General features: G+C 45.0%; 19 protein-coding genes. 7 read left to right on the top strand and 12 right to left on the bottom strand.

Annotation, left to right across the window (positions count from 1 at the left end; all coding sequences use genetic code 11):
- The first annotated feature begins 73 nt into the window (after window positions 1-73).
- Window positions 74-424, top strand: coding sequence for a heavy-metal-associated domain-containing protein (locus AC37HE_RS14890; protein ID WP_500783647.1), 351 nt, complete (start codon window positions 74-76; stop codon window positions 422-424).
- A gap of 80 nt (window positions 425-504) precedes the next feature.
- Here the strand turns inward: AC37HE_RS14890 and AC37HE_RS14885 are convergent, their stop codons facing one another.
- Complete coding sequence (locus tag AC37HE_RS14885) at window positions 505-1,797, bottom strand: NCS2 family permease (RefSeq protein ID WP_500783646.1); 1,293 nt, start codon at window positions 1,795-1,797, stop codon at window positions 505-507.
- A gap of 18 nt (window positions 1,798-1,815) precedes the next feature.
- Window positions 1,816-2,499 carry a DUF5020 family protein gene (locus AC37HE_RS14880; protein ID WP_500783645.1) on the bottom strand — a complete coding sequence of 228 codons (684 nt, stop codon included), beginning with the start codon at window positions 2,497-2,499 and terminating at the stop codon, window positions 1,816-1,818.
- Between the two features lie 380 nt (window positions 2,500-2,879).
- Here AC37HE_RS14880 and AC37HE_RS14875 point away from each other — a divergent pair, with 380 nt between their 5' ends.
- The 3 genes from AC37HE_RS14875 (at window position 2,880) to AC37HE_RS14865 (ending at window position 5,889) form a co-directional block, all read left to right on the top strand.
- Entirely contained in the window at window positions 2,880-4,517 is a 1,638-nt protein-coding gene (locus tag AC37HE_RS14875; RefSeq protein ID WP_500783644.1) for an AMP-binding protein, read from the top strand.
- Window positions 4,518-4,563: 46 nt separating this feature from the next.
- A complete protein-coding gene (gene rimM / locus AC37HE_RS14870; protein WP_500783643.1) occupies window positions 4,564-5,094 on the top strand; it encodes a ribosome maturation factor RimM in 531 nt (176 codons plus the stop codon).
- An 81-nt stretch (window positions 5,095-5,175) separates the two neighbouring features.
- Complete coding sequence (locus AC37HE_RS14865) at window positions 5,176-5,889, top strand: head GIN domain-containing protein (RefSeq protein ID WP_500783642.1); 714 nt, start codon at window positions 5,176-5,178, stop codon at window positions 5,887-5,889.
- Between the two features lie 218 nt (window positions 5,890-6,107).
- Here the strand turns inward: AC37HE_RS14865 and AC37HE_RS14860 are convergent, their stop codons facing one another.
- Window positions 6,108-6,671, bottom strand: a complete 564-nt coding sequence (locus AC37HE_RS14860; RefSeq protein ID WP_500783641.1) for an L-threonylcarbamoyladenylate synthase — start codon at window positions 6,669-6,671, stop codon at window positions 6,108-6,110.
- A 1-nt stretch (window position 6,672) separates the two neighbouring features.
- Entirely contained in the window at window positions 6,673-7,791 is a 1,119-nt protein-coding gene (locus tag AC37HE_RS14855) for a glycosyltransferase family 4 protein (RefSeq protein WP_500783640.1), read from the bottom strand.
- Window positions 7,792-7,989: 198 nt separating this feature from the next.
- Between AC37HE_RS14855 and AC37HE_RS14850 the strand changes: the two genes are divergently transcribed.
- Window positions 7,990-8,439 (top strand): hypothetical protein, encoded by a 450-nt coding sequence (locus AC37HE_RS14850; protein WP_500783639.1) that lies wholly within the window; start codon window positions 7,990-7,992, stop codon window positions 8,437-8,439.
- Window positions 8,440-8,685: 246 nt separating this feature from the next.
- Here the strand turns inward: AC37HE_RS14850 and AC37HE_RS14845 are convergent, their stop codons facing one another.
- Window positions 8,686-8,835 carry a hypothetical protein gene (locus AC37HE_RS14845; protein ID WP_500783638.1) on the bottom strand — a complete coding sequence of 50 codons (150 nt, stop codon included), beginning with the start codon at window positions 8,833-8,835 and terminating at the stop codon, window positions 8,686-8,688.
- Window positions 8,836-8,992: 157 nt separating this feature from the next.
- On the opposite strand from AC37HE_RS14845, the gene AC37HE_RS14840 reads away from it, so the two are divergent.
- Window positions 8,993-9,718: a DUF6261 family protein gene (locus AC37HE_RS14840; protein ID WP_500783637.1), complete on the top strand. Its 726-nt coding sequence runs from the start codon at window positions 8,993-8,995 to the stop codon at window positions 9,716-9,718.
- Window positions 9,719-9,941: 223 nt separating this feature from the next.
- Here AC37HE_RS14840 and AC37HE_RS14835 read toward each other — a convergent pair whose 3' ends face one another.
- From AC37HE_RS14835 to AC37HE_RS14805, 7 genes are all read right to left on the bottom strand, one after another.
- A complete protein-coding gene (locus AC37HE_RS14835) occupies window positions 9,942-11,204 on the bottom strand; it encodes a diaminopimelate decarboxylase family protein (protein WP_500783636.1) in 1,263 nt (420 codons plus the stop codon).
- A gap of 340 nt (window positions 11,205-11,544) precedes the next feature.
- Window positions 11,545-12,414 carry a diaminopimelate epimerase gene (gene dapF, locus AC37HE_RS14830; protein ID WP_500783635.1) on the bottom strand — a complete coding sequence of 290 codons (870 nt, stop codon included), beginning with the start codon at window positions 12,412-12,414 and terminating at the stop codon, window positions 11,545-11,547.
- 78 nt (window positions 12,415-12,492) lie between these two features.
- Entirely contained in the window at window positions 12,493-14,019 is a 1,527-nt protein-coding gene (locus tag AC37HE_RS14825) for an ATP-binding cassette domain-containing protein (RefSeq protein WP_500783634.1), read from the bottom strand.
- A 119-nt stretch (window positions 14,020-14,138) separates the two neighbouring features.
- A complete protein-coding gene (locus AC37HE_RS14820; protein ID WP_500783633.1) occupies window positions 14,139-14,837 on the bottom strand; it encodes an energy transducer TonB in 699 nt (232 codons plus the stop codon).
- A 301-nt stretch (window positions 14,838-15,138) separates the two neighbouring features.
- Window positions 15,139-15,864, bottom strand: coding sequence for an ABC transporter ATP-binding protein (locus tag AC37HE_RS14815; protein ID WP_500783632.1), 726 nt, complete (start codon window positions 15,862-15,864; stop codon window positions 15,139-15,141).
- Between the two features lie 2 nt (window positions 15,865-15,866).
- On the bottom strand, window positions 15,867-17,342 hold the full coding sequence (locus AC37HE_RS14810; protein WP_500783631.1) for a DUF5687 family protein: 1,476 nt from the start codon (window positions 17,340-17,342) through the stop codon (window positions 15,867-15,869).
- A 27-nt stretch (window positions 17,343-17,369) separates the two neighbouring features.
- Window positions 17,370-18,785 carry a T9SS type B sorting domain-containing protein gene (locus AC37HE_RS14805; protein ID WP_500783630.1) on the bottom strand — a complete coding sequence of 472 codons (1,416 nt, stop codon included), beginning with the start codon at window positions 18,783-18,785 and terminating at the stop codon, window positions 17,370-17,372.
- 128 nt (window positions 18,786-18,913) lie between these two features.
- Between AC37HE_RS14805 and AC37HE_RS14800 the strand changes: the two genes are divergently transcribed.
- A complete protein-coding gene (locus AC37HE_RS14800) occupies window positions 18,914-19,924 on the top strand; it encodes an aspartate-semialdehyde dehydrogenase (protein WP_500783629.1) in 1,011 nt (336 codons plus the stop codon).
- The last annotated feature ends 69 nt before the right edge of the window (window positions 19,925-19,993 follow it).

Below are 19,993 nucleotides of genomic sequence, written 5' to 3'. Positions count from 1 at the left end.
TGTTATTTCAAACGCATTAAGACTTAGAACAAAATAAATTCATTTATCATTCAAACTTTTAAAATTTTACAAGATGAAAACAAAAGTATTAAGCTTAGTTGCCCTATTTCTGATGGGAACTGCAACTGTTTTTGGAGCGAGCAAAACTGAAAAATTTAAAGTGTATGGCAATTGCGGATCTTGCGAGAAACGAATCGAAAAAGCCGCGCTTTCTGTCGATGGTGTTTCCAAAGCCGATTGGAACAAAGAAACGAAAATGCTAGCCGTAACATTAGACGACAGCAAAACCAACGCTACGGCAGTACAAAAAGCGATCGCTAAAGTTGGGCACGACACCAACAAATTTAAAGCTACGGATAAAGCCTATGAAGCCTTACCCGGATGCTGTAAATACGACCGTACTGCTGAAGATCCAAAGGAATAACATGTTCGCATTAACACTTAAAACGAACAAAAAAGGGAGTACCAACAGGCACTCCCTTTTTAATTTTATCGTAGTTTCGATTAAACGCCAACTGAAAGGTTCACGACAGATAAAGCTGCAATAATCCACATCAACCAGGAAATCTCATCAAATTTGCCAGCCACAGCTTTCAACACAACATACGAGATAAACCCGAAAGACAAGCCGGTTGAAATACTGTAGGTCAATGGCATCAGGATGATGGTCAGGAAAGCAGGAATCGAATCCGAGAAATCAGTAAAGTTGATTTGTTTGATATTTTTAAACATGTAAACACCAACAATTACAAGTGCAGGAGCAGTTGCAAAACCCGGAACAATACCAATTATCGGAGCAAAAAACAGCGCTAAAAAGAACAAGCCTGCTGTAACAACCGAAGCAAACCCGGTCTTCGCACCGTTGGCAATACCCGCAGCCGATTCAATATAGGTGGTTGTTGTACTTGTTCCCAGCAACGAACCGGCAACAGTAGCCACAGCATCCGCTTCCAGAATACGATCAACATATTTCACTTTACCATTTTCATCAACAAAACCAGCTTCGTACGAGCAGGCAACGATTGTTCCTACCGAGTCGAACAAATCGACAAACATGAACGAGAAGATTGCTCCAACCAAGCCAAAACTCAAAGCCGAGAATACATCAAGCTTCAAAGCAATCGGACTAATTGAAGGAGGCAACGAAACAAAGGTTTCCGGGGCTTTCACCTCACCGGCAATGATCGCAATAATTGTGGTAATGATGATACCATAGAAAATACCACCTCTTACTTTTTTCACTTCCAGAATAGCGGTAATAATTAAGCCCACAAGACCAATCAGCAGGGTTGGGGTAAATTCACCCAAGCCCACAAAGGTTGCAGGGTTAGCAACTACCAGGCCCATATTCTTGAAGCCGATAAACGAGATGAACAGACCAATACCGGCACCTGTTGCCAACCGAAGCGACAAGGGAATGGTATGAATAATCTTTGTTCGGATACCGGTGACCGTCAATGCCAGGAAGACAATACCAGAGATAAACACAACACCCAGCGCAGTTTGCCATTCAACACCAGCTCCTAAAACCAGGGTGTAGGTGAAAAACGCATTTAAACCCATTCCCGGCGCCATGGCATAAGGCACCTTAGCCCAAACACCAGCCAGAATTGTACCAATAACCGAGGCCAGAATTGTTACCGTAATCAGCGCATTGCGATCCATTCCTGCATCACCCAAAATATTGGGGTTGACAAAAATGATATAAGCCATGGTCAGGAAGGTGGTTGCACCTCCGATAATCTCTTTGCGAAACGATGACCCGCGCTCCGTAATTTTGAAATATTTATCCAGCATAATCGTCAATTATTTGGGTTAGAACGTATATTTCACAGCCAAAGTTGGGTTAACCTGCCAGCCATTTTCAGCAAAGTTACTGCTGATCTCAATCTCAGAACCAGTGGCAAAATTCGGACAGAAGTTATACCAAATCTGAGGTTCAGTCAGGAAACGGAATTTCTTAGTTCCCCAATACATACTCTCTTTCCAGAAGTCGGCAAAACCATCAAAGACCAACTTGCCTTCCAACATCTTAATGGTCCAAACAGCGGTTAACTGAAACGATGCGTTTTCTTTGTCTTTAATGCGTTTATAGTTAGCCTGAAGGGTCAGGATCTTAGAGAAATCACTTGATGCCCAGGTATGTTCAACACCACCCAACCAACAGTTTTCAATCGGGATATAAGTCGTTCCGCCAACCGACATATTACCGCCGTTGTACTCAACACGTGGCATAATGGCCTGTTTTTCTTTCCATTTAAATGCTCGGGCAATCTCCCAGTAAGCCAATGAAACCCCATTATCAACATTCCGTTTGCTTGAGCCGTAATCCATGTCGATAAAGAAGAAGGTAGAACCATACTTGTCCGGCTTAAACATTTCTACCGTCGTTGTAATCAGCTTTCGCTCTTTACCAAAATCGTAGTGCATCTGAATGTTTTGAGCATAAACAGCACTTGACATCGCAAAAGCCATCAGGATAAACAATATTTTCTTCATGATCTTCAAATGTAAATGTAAAGGTTAATAGGCAGCAAAATTATAAAAAATGATGAAAGAGCAGAGCAACAAAGCTGTAGTTCAACAGATTAGTACACACCCCTGTCCGGCCAAAATAAAAACAACTCATTATCAGAAGGTTTATGGGCTGCACACGTTCCCGCTTTTTATCGAAATGGCATATGATTTGCTAGGCCTAGCTAAACTCTATCGGATAAAACCTGTTTAAAATCAGGTTTTTTTGAGCAAGCTCACGTATAACAGGCCGGTTGGTATAACTAAAAGAAGATCTTAACTTTGCTTAGTGCAGAATGGTCGGTTAGCAAAAGACCAAAAGCCTTTAAACGGAGAATATGCGAGAGTTTAGGAGTAATTGAATTATGAATGAAAAGGGGTTAATTGCTTATTACAAGCAATCGTTTGAGGCAAACCAGGAGTTGCCTCTGTTTTCGGATTACGAAGGGATTAGCTACACCTACCTTGATGCAGCTAAATTAATCTACCAAATCCACGGTTTCTTTGAACAATGTCAAATTGAAAAAGGAGATAAAGTGGCCTTGTTGGGGCGAAATTCATCGCACTGGGGAATTACCTTCTTAGCTGTCATTAGTTACGGAGCAGTTGCTGTTCCAATTCTGCCTGATTTCAATCCGGCAGATGTACACCACATTGTCCGCCACAGCGAATCGAAGATCCTGTTTGCCGGCGACCAGTTGCTCGACAAACTGAGTCTGGACGAAATGCCGGGCTTGAAAGCAGTTCTGAGCTTGCAACGGATGGATCCCGTGTGGGCCGAGAACGGCCAAATACTCAATTTTTGGCGACAACCCGACCACAGCCGGGCTCCCTTCTCGAACGAACTGTTTATGCCCCATGAGCTGGCCGATGACGACATTTGTGTGATTTCGTACACCAGCGGAACTTCAGGCTTTACCAAAGGGGTATTGCTGCCCGTTCGCAGTTTAAAATCGAACGTTCGCTTTGCCCGTGAGCATATGCCACTGAAGCAAGGCGACCAGATCGTTTCGTTTCTACCAATGGCTCATGTTTTTGGCTTGCTGTTCGAGTTCCTGTTTCCGGCCTCGCTGGGCTGCCACATCACCTTCCTGACCAAACCGCCAACACCACAAATCATCGTGAAGGCCTTTAAGGAAATCAGACCGCAGCTCATCCTTTCGGTACCCTTAATTATCGAGAAAATTTACAACAAGCAGATTCAACCTGCCCTGGAGAAACCGTTGATGTGCTTTTTGCTGAAGATACCGGGCATCCGAACAGTGCTACACAAAAAGGTAAGACAAAAGCTTATCGAAACCTTTGGTGGCCGTTTCCACGAAATTGTCATTGGTGGTGCAGCCCTCAACCGCGAAGTCGAAGATTTCTTCCGCAAAATCAAGTTCCCGTTCACCATTGGTTACGGGATGACCGAGTGCGGACCTCTTATCTCCTACCAGGGCTGGAACAAAACCCGCCCCCACTCGGCTGGCACACTGGTCGACCGGATGCAGCTTAAGATCGACTCGGCCGATCCGTATAACGAAGTGGGCGAGATTATGGTGAAAGGCGACAACCTGATGACAGGCTATTATAAGAACCCGGAAGCCACTGCACAAGCGATCGATGAAGATGGCTGGATGCGCACCGGCGATCTGGGCGTAACCGATGCCAACAATTTCATCTACATTCGCGGACGAAGCAAAAACATGTTGCTCGGCCCGTCGGGACAAAATATTTACCCCGAAGAACTGGAAGCCAAGTTGAGCAGTCAGCATTTCGTTATGGAATGTGTGGTTGTTGAACGCGAAAGCAAACTGGTTGCCCTGGTTTATCCCGACTACGAAAGCCTTCAGGTTCATCATCAGAATAAACCTGAGACGATAGCGCACATTATGGAGGAATACCGGGTGAAAGTGAATAAAGAACTGGCCAAATACAGCCAAATATCGCAAATTGAACTGGTGGAAGCCGAGTTTGAGAAAACACCCAAACGGAACATCAAACGCTATTTATACACCTGATAAACGGAAGTGCAGAAATTCTGTCGCTTTTTCTAATTTTGTGTTCATGGAAACAATACCAAAAGCCGACTGCCTAAAGATTGGCTACCTGCAAAAACCACATGGCATTAAAGGTGAAGTAACAATTCAGCTTGAGCCCGGTTACGATATTAGTCTGGAGGAAATGCCTACCCTGTTCCTCGAAATTGACGGACTACTGGTGCCCTTTTTCCTGCGCGAAGAAGGACTTCGGTTCCGCTCGGCCGAGACCGCCCTGCTTCATTTCGACTGGGTTGAAAATGAAGATCAGGCCCGCAAACTGTGTGGCCAGTCGGTGTACATCGCCAAAGACGATTTTATTGCCGACGAGGAAGAGATGGGCCTGCACATGCTGGTTGGCTATACTTTGTTCGATACCGGGAAGGGTAAAATAGGTGAGATAATCCAGGTGGATGATTACGCCGGAAACCTGCTTCTGACCGTGGAATATAACCAACAAGAAGTGATGATTCCCTTTAGCGAAGACTTCCTGACCCGCTTTGATGAGGAAGCCCGCGAACTGGAAATGCAGTGCCCCGAAGGAATTTTCGATCTCTAAAATCCATTTTGGTGTAACATTTGCAGGCTAAAACAGTCTTTCAATATGTGCTGAATTGGTGAAAACAGAAACAACCATAAAATGAAACAAATGAAAACCACGATGACAACAATCCTGATGTCGTTAATGCTGCTGATCGGTATTAACGCACAGGCCGACAACCAAACAAGAGTACTCGAAGCTTTTTCAGAAATTAACCTGCGCGTTGATGCCAAACTTCATTTGGAACAAGGCCCCAAACAATCGGTTGAGATTGTTGCCAAAGGATCGACCTTAGACGAGCTGGTTACCGAGGTTAAAAACCGGGAGCTGGTCATTCGGTTCAAAACCAAAAGCTTGCTCTGGAAAGATTTTGAAACCGGCAAAATTGAGATTTTCATCACTGTTCCCGACATTTCTGCATTAACGGTATCAGGCTCGGGCGATATCGATAACGACGGCCCCATTGAGTCGCGCATACTGAACCTGACCTTGAGCGGCAGCGGGTCGATCAAACTCGACGACCTGAAATCGGAACGCCTGAAAGCCAACGTCTCCGGTAGCGGCAATGTGGAAGTAAAAGGCGATGGAACTGCCGAGGACCTGGGTGTTAACATCAGCGGATCGGGAAGTTTTAAAGGGGAGAACTTTAAATCGCAGGATGTAACCGTGCGTATCTCCGGTTCGGGGAATGCCTACATCGACTGTGAGAACAGCCTGATTGCCCGCATCCTGGGTTCGGGAAGTATCTTCTACAAAGGCAACCCGCGCATCGACCAGTCGGTTGGTGGATCGGGTAAAGTGAAAGCCCTCTAGAGGCGATCGCCACCCGGCATTGAAATTAACAAAGGCCATTCAAAGAAGTACGAGATTCTTTGAATGGCCTTTCGTTTGTGAGCACCTCTTCTGTTTTGCTTTTCGATCTCTGGTCTATTGACCGGGTGACTTGAAGTCACCCGGTCAATAGAAAATTGTTATCAGCTGTCTTGCTACACTAGCCGAATAATTACCGGAAATCATGCATCCTAAGTCTCCTACTCGCGAATAATCTTGATTTCGCCACCAACACCAAGCTTGATAATGCTCGATGGGGTAGCCGGTGTCACATCATCCTGGCGATATTCAACAATGTAGTCGACTGCATTTTTAATCTCATCGCTCACCTCGGCAAAAATAGCCGGCGAAGGCTGCCCGCTAATATTGGCCGATGTCGAAACAATCGGCTTGCGGAAACGCTGAATCAGCTGCTGCGTGAACCGTTCGGCAGTAATACGAATGCCAACCGAGCCATCCTCGGCCAGCAAGTTAGGCGCCAGGTTCTTCGCATCGGGATAAATGATGGTCATCGGCTTATCATTCACCTCAATCAGGCTGTAAGCAATTTCCGGCACTTCCTGCATGTAGCGTTCCAGCAGGTTTATATTCTCCATCAACACCAGCATACTTTTCGAATCAGCACGCTTTTTAATCTCGTAAACCCGTTTTACTGCGGCCTCGTTTGTTGCATCGCAGCCAATTCCCCAGATGGTATCAGTCGGGTACAGAATGACCCCACCTTTTTGCAGCACTTCAACTGCTTTCTTTAAATCGTCGTGCATGTTATAATGATTGATAAATTCGCATTAATTCATCGGCATAGCGTTTCGGACGGAAACGTTCTGCATTTTCGGAGCCTAAACAAATTTTGCGCTCCCGAAGTTTAGAATCACTCAAAAGTCCGTTAATCCCGTAGCCAATCGACTCCGGATCAAACGGGTCGACATAGGTGGCAGCTGTACCACCAACCTCCGGCATCGAGCTAATCGAGGAGGTAACCACCGGGCAACCACAGGCCTGCGCCTCCCCCACGGGTAAGCCGAACCCCTCGAAATAGGACACGAATACACACAAGGATGCCAGTTGGTACAAATGAGCCAAATCCTGAATGGGCAGGTAACGCAGAAAAATGAGTTGATCTTTTAGCTGCTCAATTAAGGGGCTCAGCTCCTTCATATAATTTGTTAGCTCGCCAACAATCACAACCGGCATATCAATGCGTTGGTCGATGATAGACTGGAGGACATTAAGCTGGTTTTTGCGCTTTTCAAGTGTCCCCGGCAGCAGGATGAATTCCCGGGGCAGACGGTATTTCTCACGCGTTACGGACAAAGCATCCTCGGTATTCTTTTCAAAAAATATTGGGTTGATGGACTGGTAAAGCACCTCGATCTTCGACTCGTCGACTTGCATAAAGTGAATCAGATCCTCCTTGGTTTGCTCGCTTATCGCAATAATTTTGTCGGAAACCCGGCTGGCATGTTGGTATTTCTTGTAGTGGATGCGGCGATCAGCAGCCCGGTAATATTTCGGGTAACGCAAAATCAGGAGGTCGTGAAAAGTGACCACGGAACGGATACCGGCTTTCGCCAGTCCAATCGGCAATTCGTGGCTAAGACCATGAAACAGGTTGATGCCCATTTTCTGCGCCAGCTCCGTAACCTTATAAGTTCGCCACACCGGCTTCACACTCTTCCACCATTGGCCTTGGGGAGCAACCGTAACAAAAGGCTCCGGAGCTTCATATAAATCAGGCTTTACGGCCGGGGTGAACAGAAAATAATCGTTCTCCGGATAGTATTGCTGCAAGGCATGGAGCGTATTACGACTATAACTCCCCAAACCCGTTGCATTCAGAAAAGCCCTTTTTGCATCAAAGCCAATTTTCAACGATTGCATCATAACATCAAAAGTACAAAAAAGCACAAATGCTTGTTACCGGTCATTCAAAAACCGGGGAACTTCCGTATCCCTGGTTCTTGGTCGTTTTGGCCTGTAAGCTTCCCCACCAAAGAGTTAAAGCCTTAGGAAAGCTTAAAAGCATAAAATTGCTTTTCATCGCACAAGCTCGTATCTTATATGGAAAAAACCTCCAGGCTTATGAAAATCGAAATTAATTTCATTGATACTGTCAACGACGGGAAATACCTTTTACAAGGTGAAGACCTTGCCTCTATCTTAAAAGAATCACTTGGCCCAGGCATGAACATCACCATTGACTATGAACTCAACGATTCCATTCGGATGGATTTGCAGTTACAGCCGGATCCTGTTCTCTGGGTACGTGAATATTTAAGTGAGCAATGTGAGCTTAGCCCCGAATTTGCAGAACGATTGAAGCTACTTGATTTTGTGCCACTACGACTCTTTACCCCAAAAACAGATGAAGCCGACATCTTACTTCAGTACTTTGACGGGGAAATGGAGACAATACTACTTAACCGACAATGGCCCGAAACCGATTGTCTTGTACTTAATTTCATTGTTTTTAACCAATTTCGCCATTACGAGATCCTCCAGGATATATATGCCGGGAAATTGACCTTTTAATTGCTACTGAATTTTTAAGAAAAGCATAAAGCCTTGATATAAGTGCCGGCCCGGTTGCCCCGGGCATAGGCCATTCAAAGCTTCCCCCCCTTTCCGCCGGCCAATGGCAGCCTTTCCCCACTAAACAGACCAATGTCCGCCACTACGGGCAAGCCTCTGCCAACAAACATTGGCATACCCGCCATCACGGGCATGACTTTGCGGACACACAAAAGCTTGCCCGGCATCACTGGCACGACTTTGTGTCTAAACATTAGCTTGCCCGGCACCGCTGGCAAGCTTTTGCGCCAACACATTTACCTGCCCGGCATCAATGGCAAGGGTTTTTAATGCACCGCGGGAATGTCGGGTCCCCATGGCATGAACCCGGCTGACAACCTGCCGGCACCGTTCCAAAAAGTTCCTGTTATTTTTAATAAAAACCCTTCAGCCCTTGACTTCAAGCATTGGTTTCCGTAAATTTAATGAACAAAAATCCAGAATCTTATTTCTTAACCGCGATTCGAAATAGATTCTACAACAACCAGGACGACTAACTTTTAAAATAAGAACGATGGATCTAATTCAAACTATCCAGTTGCCACGCTTGCGCAACAACGAGTACTATCAGTTTATGATTGATGTAGACAACCTCATTAACAAGGTCACACCAACGGCCTTGCAACTCGACAGTATCTACCCCGGTTTCTCAACTCAGCTGGAGGGTTTAGGTACCACTTTGCAGGTTGATCCGGCAAGTGCAAAAACCAAACAAATTACAGCAACCGACCTGAAACGCGACCGAACCTGGAGCGCACTGCACGAGCGCATCAAATCAACTTTATTATGTCCGGTTGAGGCCGAGGTTGAAAGTGCCAAAAGCCTGAAACGTGTTTTCGATGTGTACGGAAACCCCAGGGAGCTGCCGTACAATGAAGAAAGCGCAAAAATCACCAATCTGGTGGAAGATTTGGAAACTCCTGAGAACGCAACCCACTGCGATACCCTGGGAATTACCCCTTGGGTAGCTGCATTTAAGCAACAAAACCTCGATTTTCAAGCTCTCTTTAACTCCCGAAACGTGGAGCAGGCCAACCAGGTCAGTGGCGACGTAAATGCCGTGCGCGACCTTATTGACCCGATTTACCGGGAAATGGCAGACCGGATTGATGCACAGGTAACGCTCGAGCTTGCAACAAGCGTAACTGAAAATTTTATCCTCGAACTGAACCAACTCATTAAGTACTACAACGAAACCCTGGCCGCACGGGAAGGCCGTAGCAGTAGCGTCGCCAAATAACAGGCGCGCATCGATGGTTTAAGTAAGCATACCATATAATATTCAACACACTAAAGGCATCCGCAGGGGTGCCTTTAGTGTGTCAGCTATTGAATAGCTGCAACACTTCCTCAATGCGCAGGGATCCGACCTCTTAAAAAGATCGGATCCTTACCAGCCGGGCAAAAAAAACCGGGAAACTTTCGAATCCCGGCTTCTCAGATATCTTTCAATTCAGAATAGCTTATTCAAAATCGTCCAACCCATCGAAATCGAGGGTTGCGAAGTAGTCATCCAGCGTTTCAGCACGACGGATCTGAACCACTTCACCATTCTCGCGAAGTAGCAACTCTGCCGAGCGTGTCTTACCATTGTAATTGAATCCCATGGAGTGTCCGTGTGCTCCGGTATCGTGAATTACCACCAGGTCACCCGGTTCTACTTCGGGCAATAAACGGTTAATAGCAAACTTATCGTTGTTTTCGCACAACGAACCGGTTACATCGTAAATAGTATTGCATGTGCTTTTCTCCTTACCCAACACCGAAATGTGGTGATATGCACCATACAAAGCCGGACGCATCAGGTTAGCCATACACGAATCAAGGCCGGCGTATTTCTTGTAAGTTTCTTTAATATGCAGTACTTCTGATACCAGGTATCCGTAAGGTCCGGTGATGGCGCGACCCGATTCGAAGAAGATTTTCAACGGATCCAAACCATTTGCTACGATGTACTTCTCATAACGCTCTTTAATGCCATCGCTAACAATTTTCAGGTCAACCGGCTTATGCTCGTTTTTATATGGAATACCAATACCGCCACCCAAGTTTGCAAACTCGAAGCGAATGCCCAATTCTTTCGACAGATCAACGATCGTATCGAAAATAATGTCGGCCGTTTCAACAAAATAGTGCGCATCCAATTCGTTCGATGCCACCATGGTGTGAATACCGAAGCGAGTCACCCCTTTTGCTTTCAGGCGTTTGTAACCTTCGAACAACTGGTCGCGGGTGAAACCATATTTTGAATCTTCCGGATTACCAATGATGATATTACCTTCTTTCAATGCACCGGGGTTGTAACGGAAACAAACTAACTCGGGAATACCGGCGTGTTGCTCCAGGTAATCGATGTGCTTAATATCGTCGAGGTTGATAATGGCACCCAGCTCCATCGCTTTTTGGAATTCTTTGGCAGGTGTATCGTTTGAGGTAAACATGATTTCCTCACCACGCATTCCTACACGTTCTGCCAATACCAGCTCAGCCAATGAACTACAATCAATACCAAATTTCTCCTTCCGCAAAAGTTTCATCAGGTAAGGGTTCGGTGCTGCTTTAATGGCATAATATTCCTTAAAGCCCTCGTTCCACGAAAACGACTCGTTGAAATAACGGGCATACTCCATCATCGCTTTTTCATCGTAAATATGAAAAGGAGTTGGATACGTTTCAATGACTTTCTCAATCTGTTCTTTCGAAAAAGGTAATTTTTTACCGATCATATTCTTCACTGTTAATTAATCTGTTTTTCAGGCTCGTAAAACGAACTGTATTCAACTTAAGAGGTACAAAGATATAATAAAATAATCGCTCAGCTTTAAACTGATTTCAAACCTCGTATTTACCGAATGAATTGACAAACATTTGGCGCTTTTGTTCAAGTTTTGTCAGAAATAATCTAAACAAAAAGACATTGGAAAAAGCCACATGGAATTTTCGTAGGCAGCCGATTTTTATTCTCTGCGCAGAGAATTGGAATTTCCTGCTCAGGAAATCATTCATACCTGCCGTCGAAAGTAGTGGACTTCCCCCGAAGTGAAAACCTCCGGAAAACGATTTCTGCTATCCAACCAATTCACTCAGCAATTCGTCACTCAAAACACCCGAGCAAATCTCGCGCACTTCACCGGTCATATGGATTTGCCAGTCTTCATCAATCTCCAGTTTCAACTCTCCACCGGGCATCTTCATCGTTAGCTTGCGGTCGGTTAAGCCTTTTTTCACCATCACGGCAGCAACAGCACTCGAGGAGCTCCCCGAGGCCAGCGTCCAGCCGGCACCACGCTCCCAAATCAGGATTTCCACCAAATCGGGTGAAATAACCTTTGCAAACTGCACATTTATGCGGTTCGGAAATTTCGGATGGTTTTCAATTTGGGAGCCAAACTGTTTGATCTCCGCTTCCGACAATTCATCCTTCAGTACAATACAGTGCGGATTACCAACCGACACGCAGTTAATCTGATAACTCACACCATCTTCCAGGTCGAGTGTTTCATTCAGGCACTCCGGCAGATCGCTCTTCACCGGCACCTTTTCCGACTCGAAAATCGCAGCCCCCATGTCCACTTTAATCATGCGGGCCTTGCCTTTTTCCTGCTGAATTACTTCAGCCTGAACAACGCCACCAAGCGTATCGATGGAGAACGATGTTTGAGTGGTATAACCATGGTCGAACAGAAATTTAGAAAAAATGCGTAAACCATTGCCACTCTTTTCTGCTTCCGAGCCGTCGGGATTCAGGATACGCAGACCAAAATCGGCCTTGTCGCTATCCACCAGCACCAGGATACCATCGGAACCAATACCGTAATGCACGTCGCAAATCAGTTGAATATTCTTTTCGGTGAAGTCAAAATCGACTTTATGGTTGTCCATCACAATGTAGTCGTTACCCAAACCATGTGACTTTACAAAGAAGTTGTTATTCATAGGAAAATGGATTCTAATTGTTTTCAACAAAAATAACCGAAAATACCACTTTTGCGCGCCACTGAAAGATGAATTTCATCAGTTAAAAGCTCCATTGAATTTGACTGAGCCTCCCTCCAGTTCCAATAATTTCGACACACAAGCCGGAATTTCGTTGCGGTGGTGTGTAACGTAAACCATGGTGGTATGCAGATGCCTGCAAACCTGGTCGAGCAGGTTAACGAAGCGTTGCGTTTGTTCCTCATCCAGGCCCTGGCAAGGTTCGTCTAAAATTAAGAGCGAGGGTGATTTCACCAACGCACGAGCCAGCAATAACGCCCTTTGTTCGCCCAGCGAAGCCTGAATAAACATGCGCTCCTTCAAGTGATCGAGCCCCAGAACCGGGAACCAGCGTTCGGCCAAATCACGTTCCAGATCAGTTGGCTGGCTGGCAAAACCAATTTCATTTTTGAAGCCCGAGACAATCACATCCATGCAGCTCAACGCATCGTAATGACTATGTGGTTTCGACTGCAAACCCGGGATGGTGTTAAAAATCCCTTCTCCACGAAGGAAGTATAAGTGCAGTTCGGGTGAAACAAAACCAATCCGGTTTTTAATATCCCAAATGCTCTCCCCCGAGCCACGCTGCCGGTCAAAAAGCACCAAATCATTGGTATAGCCCTGCGGATTATCGGCAGTTACCAAACTCAACAGCGTTGACTTTCCGGCACCGTTGTGGCCCAGCAATGCCCACTGTTCGCCCGGCGTAACCTGCCAGTCGATATCTTTCAGTATTTGTTTGCCACCAATGGTTACCTGCACTTTTTTCATACCTACGATTTGCTCAAAATGCTCATTGTGCTTTACCAGGCCGGAAAAAAGTTCCGGAGCAATGGGCTCCCAGGTCTTCTCGTGTCCGGTTTGAGGCTGAAAATGCGCGGTGGGGCAACATTGCAACTGCTGGCCTTCGTGAAGTTCAATCACCTGAGAGACACCCCCAGGGATCAGTTTTGGCGAGCAAATAATAATAAAGGAAATTCCGGCCTTCATTTGCCGTTGAATAAGCGTGGTTAGCTTTTCACGAGAATCAACATCCAGCCCTACGAAGGGCTGATCGAGCACCATCACATCGGGCTTTTGCAGCAAAGCCGCAGCCAGCTGCGTACGCTTACGCTCTCCGTTACTCAACTGCAATAACTTTCGGTCGCCCAAATGAGCAATATGCATGATTTCCATTACCGAAGTAACTTCGCCATTGGTGATTGACAATTCTTCTTTAGCGGCCACTTTTTCCAGATACCCCTGAATCGTCGGGCTGTTTTCCATGCCCTGGTTTTCATAACGCTGACCGTAATAGGTACTTCGTCTGCCCGAGAGCGAAAGGAAATTATCCTGTTGGGTAACCATGGTTCGCTTAATTGTTTCAGGTGCACTTAAGCTACCGGAGCTGGGAGTAAGTTGCCCGGCAATCAATCTTCCCAAGCTGGTTTTACCACTACCGGAGCTGCCGGTAATTGCCAATGATTCTCCCAAGGAAAGGGAAAATGAGATATTATTTAAGATGGTTCTCATACCGCTTCGAAGCACCAGCGATTGTGCAATTATTCTGCTTTCGTTTTCCATACCCTAAAGATAGGCCGAACGCCCCCAATTTTGTCCGAGGAAGGCTTTATCTGGCTCAAAAATTAAGATAAAACAAAGGCTGACCAATCGGCCAGCCTTGCTTTCCTTCCACTCCCGGTCTATTGCAAAACAAAACTAATCGGCACACTAAAGGCAACCCGAACAGGTTCTCCCTGTTGTTTTCCGGGTTTCCAAACCGGCAAGCTATTCACAACCCGTAAGGCTTCTTTGTCGAGCGCCGGGTCTACGCTACGGATTACCCGGGCATTGGTAACATGCCCATCCTTATCCACGACAAAGTTCACATACACTTTCCCCTGAATTCCATTTTCCTGAGCAACAACCGGATATTTGATGGACTCGGCAATATACCGTCGAAGTGCCATTTCACCTCCGGGGAACTCAGGCATTTCTTCTACGATGTAGAAGATCGGTTCTTCATTCTTTTCGGCCTCCGCTTCCCGCTTAACCGTTGTTGCGATCGGTGTTACTTCGATGGCTGTTTCAGCATCAGCTTCGGTATCCTGAATCTCTAAGTCTTCTTTAACATCTACATCATTGGCAACAATATTCAACACCTCAACAACTTTGGGTGGTGGCGGCGGTGTGGGCGGCCGCTCCTGTTCTTGTCTGGTTATGGGAATTATTTCTGTTTCAATGTCCTGTACTGTTACACCACCTAATGTCTCAACTTCCTTCACAGGAGTTTTCAATTCGAAAGCAAAAAAGCAAATCCCCAAAGCCAGAATTAACCCGATCTCAACAAAAAAGTTGTGATAACGTTCCAGGTCAACATTTGGATACTTCTTAACTTCCATGACTTTTGGTTTTACTATTCAATCTGAACTACAAATTACACTGTATTTAGAGGTGAGGTTCTTTAGCGAACCAGTAGCGCATCTCAGAATATTTCCTGAAGGAAATTATGAACACTGTTCATGCACATTGGAGGAGCTTGCATTAGAATATACGAATCGCGGGATTAGCTAGTTCCAAATTACTTAAGAAGAAGTATGTTAATGATAGCTATTCTACAACAGGAAGGTTTATTACAAAGAAGCCCGATCCGAAAATTGAATTTCGAATCGGGCAACAACTTGTTTTATTTCTATGAAATGTTTAATCCAGAACAAAGGCTTCAGGCTCCTTAACACCAGCAAAAAAGTTCTCCAACTCTTTTAGGGTAGTCTCCGTTTTCGGAACATCCTTCACAATCTTCCCTTTTTCGAGAATGACAATGCGGTTGCACACTTCGGTAATATTATCGAGCGTATGCCCCGAAATCAGGAATGTTGTTCCTTGCTCTGCTGCCTGCTTCTTAATCAAACTTCTCAACTTGTACTGCGAACTGGGATCGAGGTTGGCAAAGGGTTCATCCAGAATAACTACTTCAGGCTGTCCCATCATTGCTGCGGCAATACCGACCTTTTTTTGGTTCCCTTTAGACAGGTCGCGAATGAATTTCTTTTTACCCCGAACCTCACCATTAAAAAACTCATCGAAAGCAGCCAGGTGAAGCTCCAGATCCGACTTATTCATATCCCGCAAATCGCCAATAAACGAGAAATACTCATCTGCAGTCAGATAGCCGATGGTGAAACTTTCGTCGATAAAAGCACCGGTAAATGCCTTCCAGTCTTCGGATTCCTGCACGGTAATTCCCTGGCTAACGACATGTCCTTTCGATGGCACGATCAGATCGAGAATAAGGTTAAACAAAGTTGTTTTACCGGCACCATTGTTGCCAACCAAGCCAAACAATTCACCTTTTTCAACCTTCAGTTCTGAAATGTTCAGAACAATTTCTTTTTGATAGGCTTTTATGAGATTTACAATTTCAATCATAATCAGGAGTTTTTATAATCGCGAATCATGCGATGTTTATTCTTTCTGTAAATTTTATCGAAATAATTAAATAGATGTGGCTGAAGTACGATTCCGAGCACACCAACGCCACCCATGATCAATAGTGCAGGAACTACATCGGTCAGCCATTTAAACAGGGAAAAAATAATGATTGGACCAACAATCAACGGAAAAGCAAGCAACCATTGCGCAGCTCCCACTCCCTGGTAATTAAACATAGCTGAACCACCCAGGTCAACAGCCTTTTTACTACCGCTTCCAAATAGGAAAATCAGGTTCATATTCACACCAACATGATAGAAAAACAAGGCTGTATTGAAATAGAGAACCCGGATATCAATGAATCCGTAGGCCAATGTCACCAGAAAATAGACAAACGACACAACAACATTCATATAGTAGAATGCCTGCAGAAACTGTTTCATCTTGAAGTTCTGGGTCATCAACATCGGAAAGTAACGACTATGCCAGGCCGGGAAAAACTGCCCGATAGAAATTGTAAACATGCCGGTCATTAGTAAGCCTCCTAAAATGAAGATGGCATCCGGAATTCCCTTCGCACTATCCTTATAAATAAGAAAGCCGTAAGCTAAAAAAAGGATCGTCATCAGAAATTGCGTACGCGGCCGCTTGTTTCTCCAGATCATGCGAACATCGAGCGATATAAACTTCCCGTAATCCCCCAGGCGGCTCATCCAGCTAAAATCGCGAACGTTAGAGTCCTTTTGTTTCCGTTCAACCAGGTTCAGATACAGATTAGTTATCAGGTAACGTTCATTCAACCAGTAAAAAACAACCGGAAATAGCAATAAGACCAAAACGAGAGCAGGTTGTACCATCACCAGGTCAAGCAGCTTTCCGAACAGCCCGGTCAGATCGACAACGCCAAAGAAATTGACAGCATATAATCCGCAAAAGATCGCTGCAAAAACATAAAATCCATAGCTACTCTCGTTAATCCACCATTTCAGGTAAGTCGTTAGAAAATGGTTGTTTAAAATTAACAAGACTATACTAACCAACCAGACGACAGCCTCCACGGAAGTATGACCGGGAACCACAATCCGGAAGAAGAGCGGAACAATCATAAAAAACGGAAGCAAATTGAAAAAATGCAATAAGGAACGAACCAGCAGATACCGGGCAATTTGTTTTCGCTTGATATTTTGAATGATAAATGGCTTGAAGCTAATTGTTGGCAAACTTTGCAGCATCTGCCGGATAACCAGATCAAATGCGAAATAAATTAACAGATAGCTGTTCAAGGCACTTGTTAGCTCCTGATCCGGGAATTTCTCTGCCAATACTTTGGGAATAACAAAGATACCTAATGACAGAAATACCAGCGTAAAATAAAGGGCCAGAAAGATCAGCATGATCGTTGTTGCCACGCTACGCCCGAAGGAGGACGATCGCCTGACTTCTTTCCAGGAAAATGAAAAAAGATTTGGTTTCATAGTTGTTTTTGGAATTTGCTATCTAAATTACATAATTTTATTGACGATTGTACAACTTTTCTTAAAAACAAGATTTTCACCCTGCAGATTAGTCAACTGAATGTAAAAGACATAAATACCTGCAGGTAACTCTTGACCGTTGTTCCGTTTGCCGTCCCAGGTTAGATCGGCCTGTTGACCAATTGTTACATTTTTCTGAGGTTGATCGACCAAACGACCTTCGGAATCGAACACACGGCTATTCATCGTCCATTCCGATTTAACCAGTTCCAGATGAATCGTCAGGTAATCGTTATAACCATCTCCATTTGGGGAAATCGCTTTGGGCTGCAACTGAACTACATTTTTCTCCACTTGGTCGACAGCCATCGAGTTCGGACAGCCCGGTGTTGCAAAACCGGCAGTAGCAGCAGCCGACGTCCAGTTATTCCAGTCAGCAGTTGGAGACTCTAAAGTTTTTCGTTCCAGGGAAACACCCTCCTCATCGGCAATGAGAGGATTATGCATTTTATCGCTGTAAACTAATTCATCCAACACATTCAGCGAATCATCGAGCAGTACAACAACGCCTCCATCATTCGGCATCGCAGGTAAAACGGCCGCCCTGAAATTTTCAGGACAAGTTTGAGGGTACAGGACCAACAGTGTATCCGGATTTTCACAAAGAAGCACGAAACCTGAAGGCTCTAAATAATCGGCAAAAGCCGAGAAAGGAATGATTTGTTTCAGCTTACCATCGCCATCGCGCGAAGCGATGAACAGGTGATCGGTTCGAAGTTCCTTTTCGGACACGTTGACGACCTCCACAAAATCGGGACAATCGGGGTAAGGATTAAAAAGCAGCTCATTCAGCAAAACATCTCCGGCAGAAGCTAAATTATCGGGCAAAAGCGGTGGGTCTTGTGCCTCAACCAAAATATTATCCACGATAATTTTATCTGATGCGTAGGTTGTTTTCAACCGAATGATGATCTGCAAAGAATCTCCTTCCAGACCAGCCTGCCCAACTTCGGCCTCACCCCAGTTCCCGGCAACATGCCCGTTTGTCTCAAAAGGCAACTCGGGCCCTCCGTCCAATCGGTAATAAACAGCAATATACTTGTTCGCTTCCGTGTTGCCGCTACCGGTTTCCATTACCGTTAGATGACAGGAGATCTGATCTTCTCCCGAGATATCAATCCACTCCGACCTCCAAACGGCTTCACCACCGCAATCAACGGCTTCAAATCTGCCCCCGGCGGTGCTTACCGTCTTCACATAATCACCAGCGTCCGAAAAGATACAATCATCCACATTTAGGGTCCACTTCGCGATCTGGGAAAGGTCTGAATGGAATGAAATTCCATCACCAATTCCCCAGTAACCTTGATCAGGGATGGTAAAATTTTCAATCCAAATCGGGCGGGCTTCGGTATTGATTGTTAACAGGATGATTGCTAACACTAGAAAATAACAAGATTTAGCGTTCATCGGGTGAAAAATTAAAAGTAAACTACTAATTTTGGGGCCTTTATGTTTCGCTTGTTCGAAACTGATTTTTAATGATTTAAATTAACAAAATTTACCGAACTATGAAAGTTGCAATTGTTGGTGCAAGTGGAGCGGTTGGCCAGGAGTTTTTAAAAGTATTGGCCGAACGGAATTTCCCGCTCGATGAGTTAGTTTTATTTGGTTCGGCCAGAAGTGCCGGAAAAGAATATGAGTTTAAAGGCAAAAAACTAACTGTTAAAGAGCTTAAGCACAACGACGATTTCAAAGATATTGATATTGCATTAACCTCTGCCGGCGGATCGATCTCTAAAGATTTTGCAGAAACAATTACCAAACACGGAGCGATCATGATTGATAACTCAAGCGCCTTCCGTTACGACGACGACGTGCCTTTGGTTGTTCCTGAAGTTAATCCTGAAGATGCTTTGGTTCGTCCACGCAATATTATTGCCAACCCAAACTGCTCAACGATCCAAATGGTTGTTGCCCTGAAACCCATTCAGGATTTGTCGAACATCACAAAGGTTCAGGTAGCAACATACCAGGCCGCGAGTGGTGCAGGAGCACAAGGCATTGCCGAGCTGGAAGAACAAACAAAACAGCTGGCAAATGGTGAAGAAACAACGGTTGATAAATTTGCCTATCAGTTGGCCATGAACGTCATTCCTCACATTGATGTATTTCTCGACAACGATTACACCAAAGAGGAAATGAAGATGAACTGGGAAACCAAGAAAATCATGCACGCCAACACCGAGGTTAGCGCAACCTGTGTGCGTGTGCCGGTAGCTCGTTCTCACTCCGAAGCAATTTGGATTGAAACTGAAGAAGAACTGAGCGTTGCCCAGGTTCGCGAGGCTTTCGAAAAATTTGAAGGCTTAACTGTAATCGACAACCCGCAAAACAAAGAATATCCAATGCCTTTGTTTGTTGCCGGTAAAGATGATGTTTACGTTGGTCGTTTGCGCAAAGACATCACCAACCCGAAAGGATTAACTTTTTGGTGTGTGGGTGACCAAATTAAAAAAGGCGCTGCATTAAATGCTGTACAAATTGCCGAATGGTTGATTAAAAATGGTGAGGTGAAATAATCACTTTCCAAACAAAAATAAAAAAGCCGGAAAAAAAATCTTTCCGGCTTTTTCTATGAAAATGGGTTG

Source organism: Mangrovibacterium sp. (genome assembly GCF_059905295.1).
The sequence above is the reverse complement of the archived record's forward strand: the minus strand, read 5'-3'. Positions and strand labels throughout refer to the sequence as shown.

Coding starts and splice junctions, on each gene's coding strand:
- AC37HE_RS14890 (WP_500783647.1), top strand. CDS start 74: ATGAAAACAAAAGTATTAAGCTTAGTTGCCCTATTTCTGATGGGAACT.
- AC37HE_RS14885 (WP_500783646.1), bottom strand. CDS start 1,797: ATGCTGGATAAATATTTCAAAATTACGGAGCGCGGGTCATCGTTTCGC.
- AC37HE_RS14880 (WP_500783645.1), bottom strand. CDS start 2,499: ATGAAGAAAATATTGTTTATCCTGATGGCTTTTGCGATGTCAAGTGCT.
- AC37HE_RS14875 (WP_500783644.1), top strand. CDS start 2,880: ATGAATGAAAAGGGGTTAATTGCTTATTACAAGCAATCGTTTGAGGCA.
- rimM (WP_500783643.1), top strand. CDS start 4,564: ATGGAAACAATACCAAAAGCCGACTGCCTAAAGATTGGCTACCTGCAA.
- AC37HE_RS14865 (WP_500783642.1), top strand. CDS start 5,176: ATGAAACAAATGAAAACCACGATGACAACAATCCTGATGTCGTTAATG.
- AC37HE_RS14860 (WP_500783641.1), bottom strand. CDS start 6,671: ATGCACGACGATTTAAAGAAAGCAGTTGAAGTGCTGCAAAAAGGTGGG.
- AC37HE_RS14855 (WP_500783640.1), bottom strand. CDS start 7,791: ATGATGCAATCGTTGAAAATTGGCTTTGATGCAAAAAGGGCTTTTCTG.
- AC37HE_RS14850 (WP_500783639.1), top strand. CDS start 7,990: ATGAAAATCGAAATTAATTTCATTGATACTGTCAACGACGGGAAATAC.
- AC37HE_RS14840 (WP_500783637.1), top strand. CDS start 8,993: ATGGATCTAATTCAAACTATCCAGTTGCCACGCTTGCGCAACAACGAG.
- AC37HE_RS14835 (WP_500783636.1), bottom strand. CDS start 11,204: ATGATCGGTAAAAAATTACCTTTTTCGAAAGAACAGATTGAGAAAGTC.
- dapF (WP_500783635.1), bottom strand. CDS start 12,414: ATGAATAACAACTTCTTTGTAAAGTCACATGGTTTGGGTAACGACTAC.
- AC37HE_RS14825 (WP_500783634.1), bottom strand. CDS start 14,019: ATGGAAAACGAAAGCAGAATAATTGCACAATCGCTGGTGCTTCGAAGC.
- AC37HE_RS14820 (WP_500783633.1), bottom strand. CDS start 14,837: ATGGAAGTTAAGAAGTATCCAAATGTTGACCTGGAACGTTATCACAAC.
- AC37HE_RS14815 (WP_500783632.1), bottom strand. CDS start 15,864: ATGATTGAAATTGTAAATCTCATAAAAGCCTATCAAAAAGAAATTGTT.
- AC37HE_RS14810 (WP_500783631.1), bottom strand. CDS start 17,342: ATGAAACCAAATCTTTTTTCATTTTCCTGGAAAGAAGTCAGGCGATCG.
- AC37HE_RS14800 (WP_500783629.1), top strand. CDS start 18,914: ATGAAAGTTGCAATTGTTGGTGCAAGTGGAGCGGTTGGCCAGGAGTTT.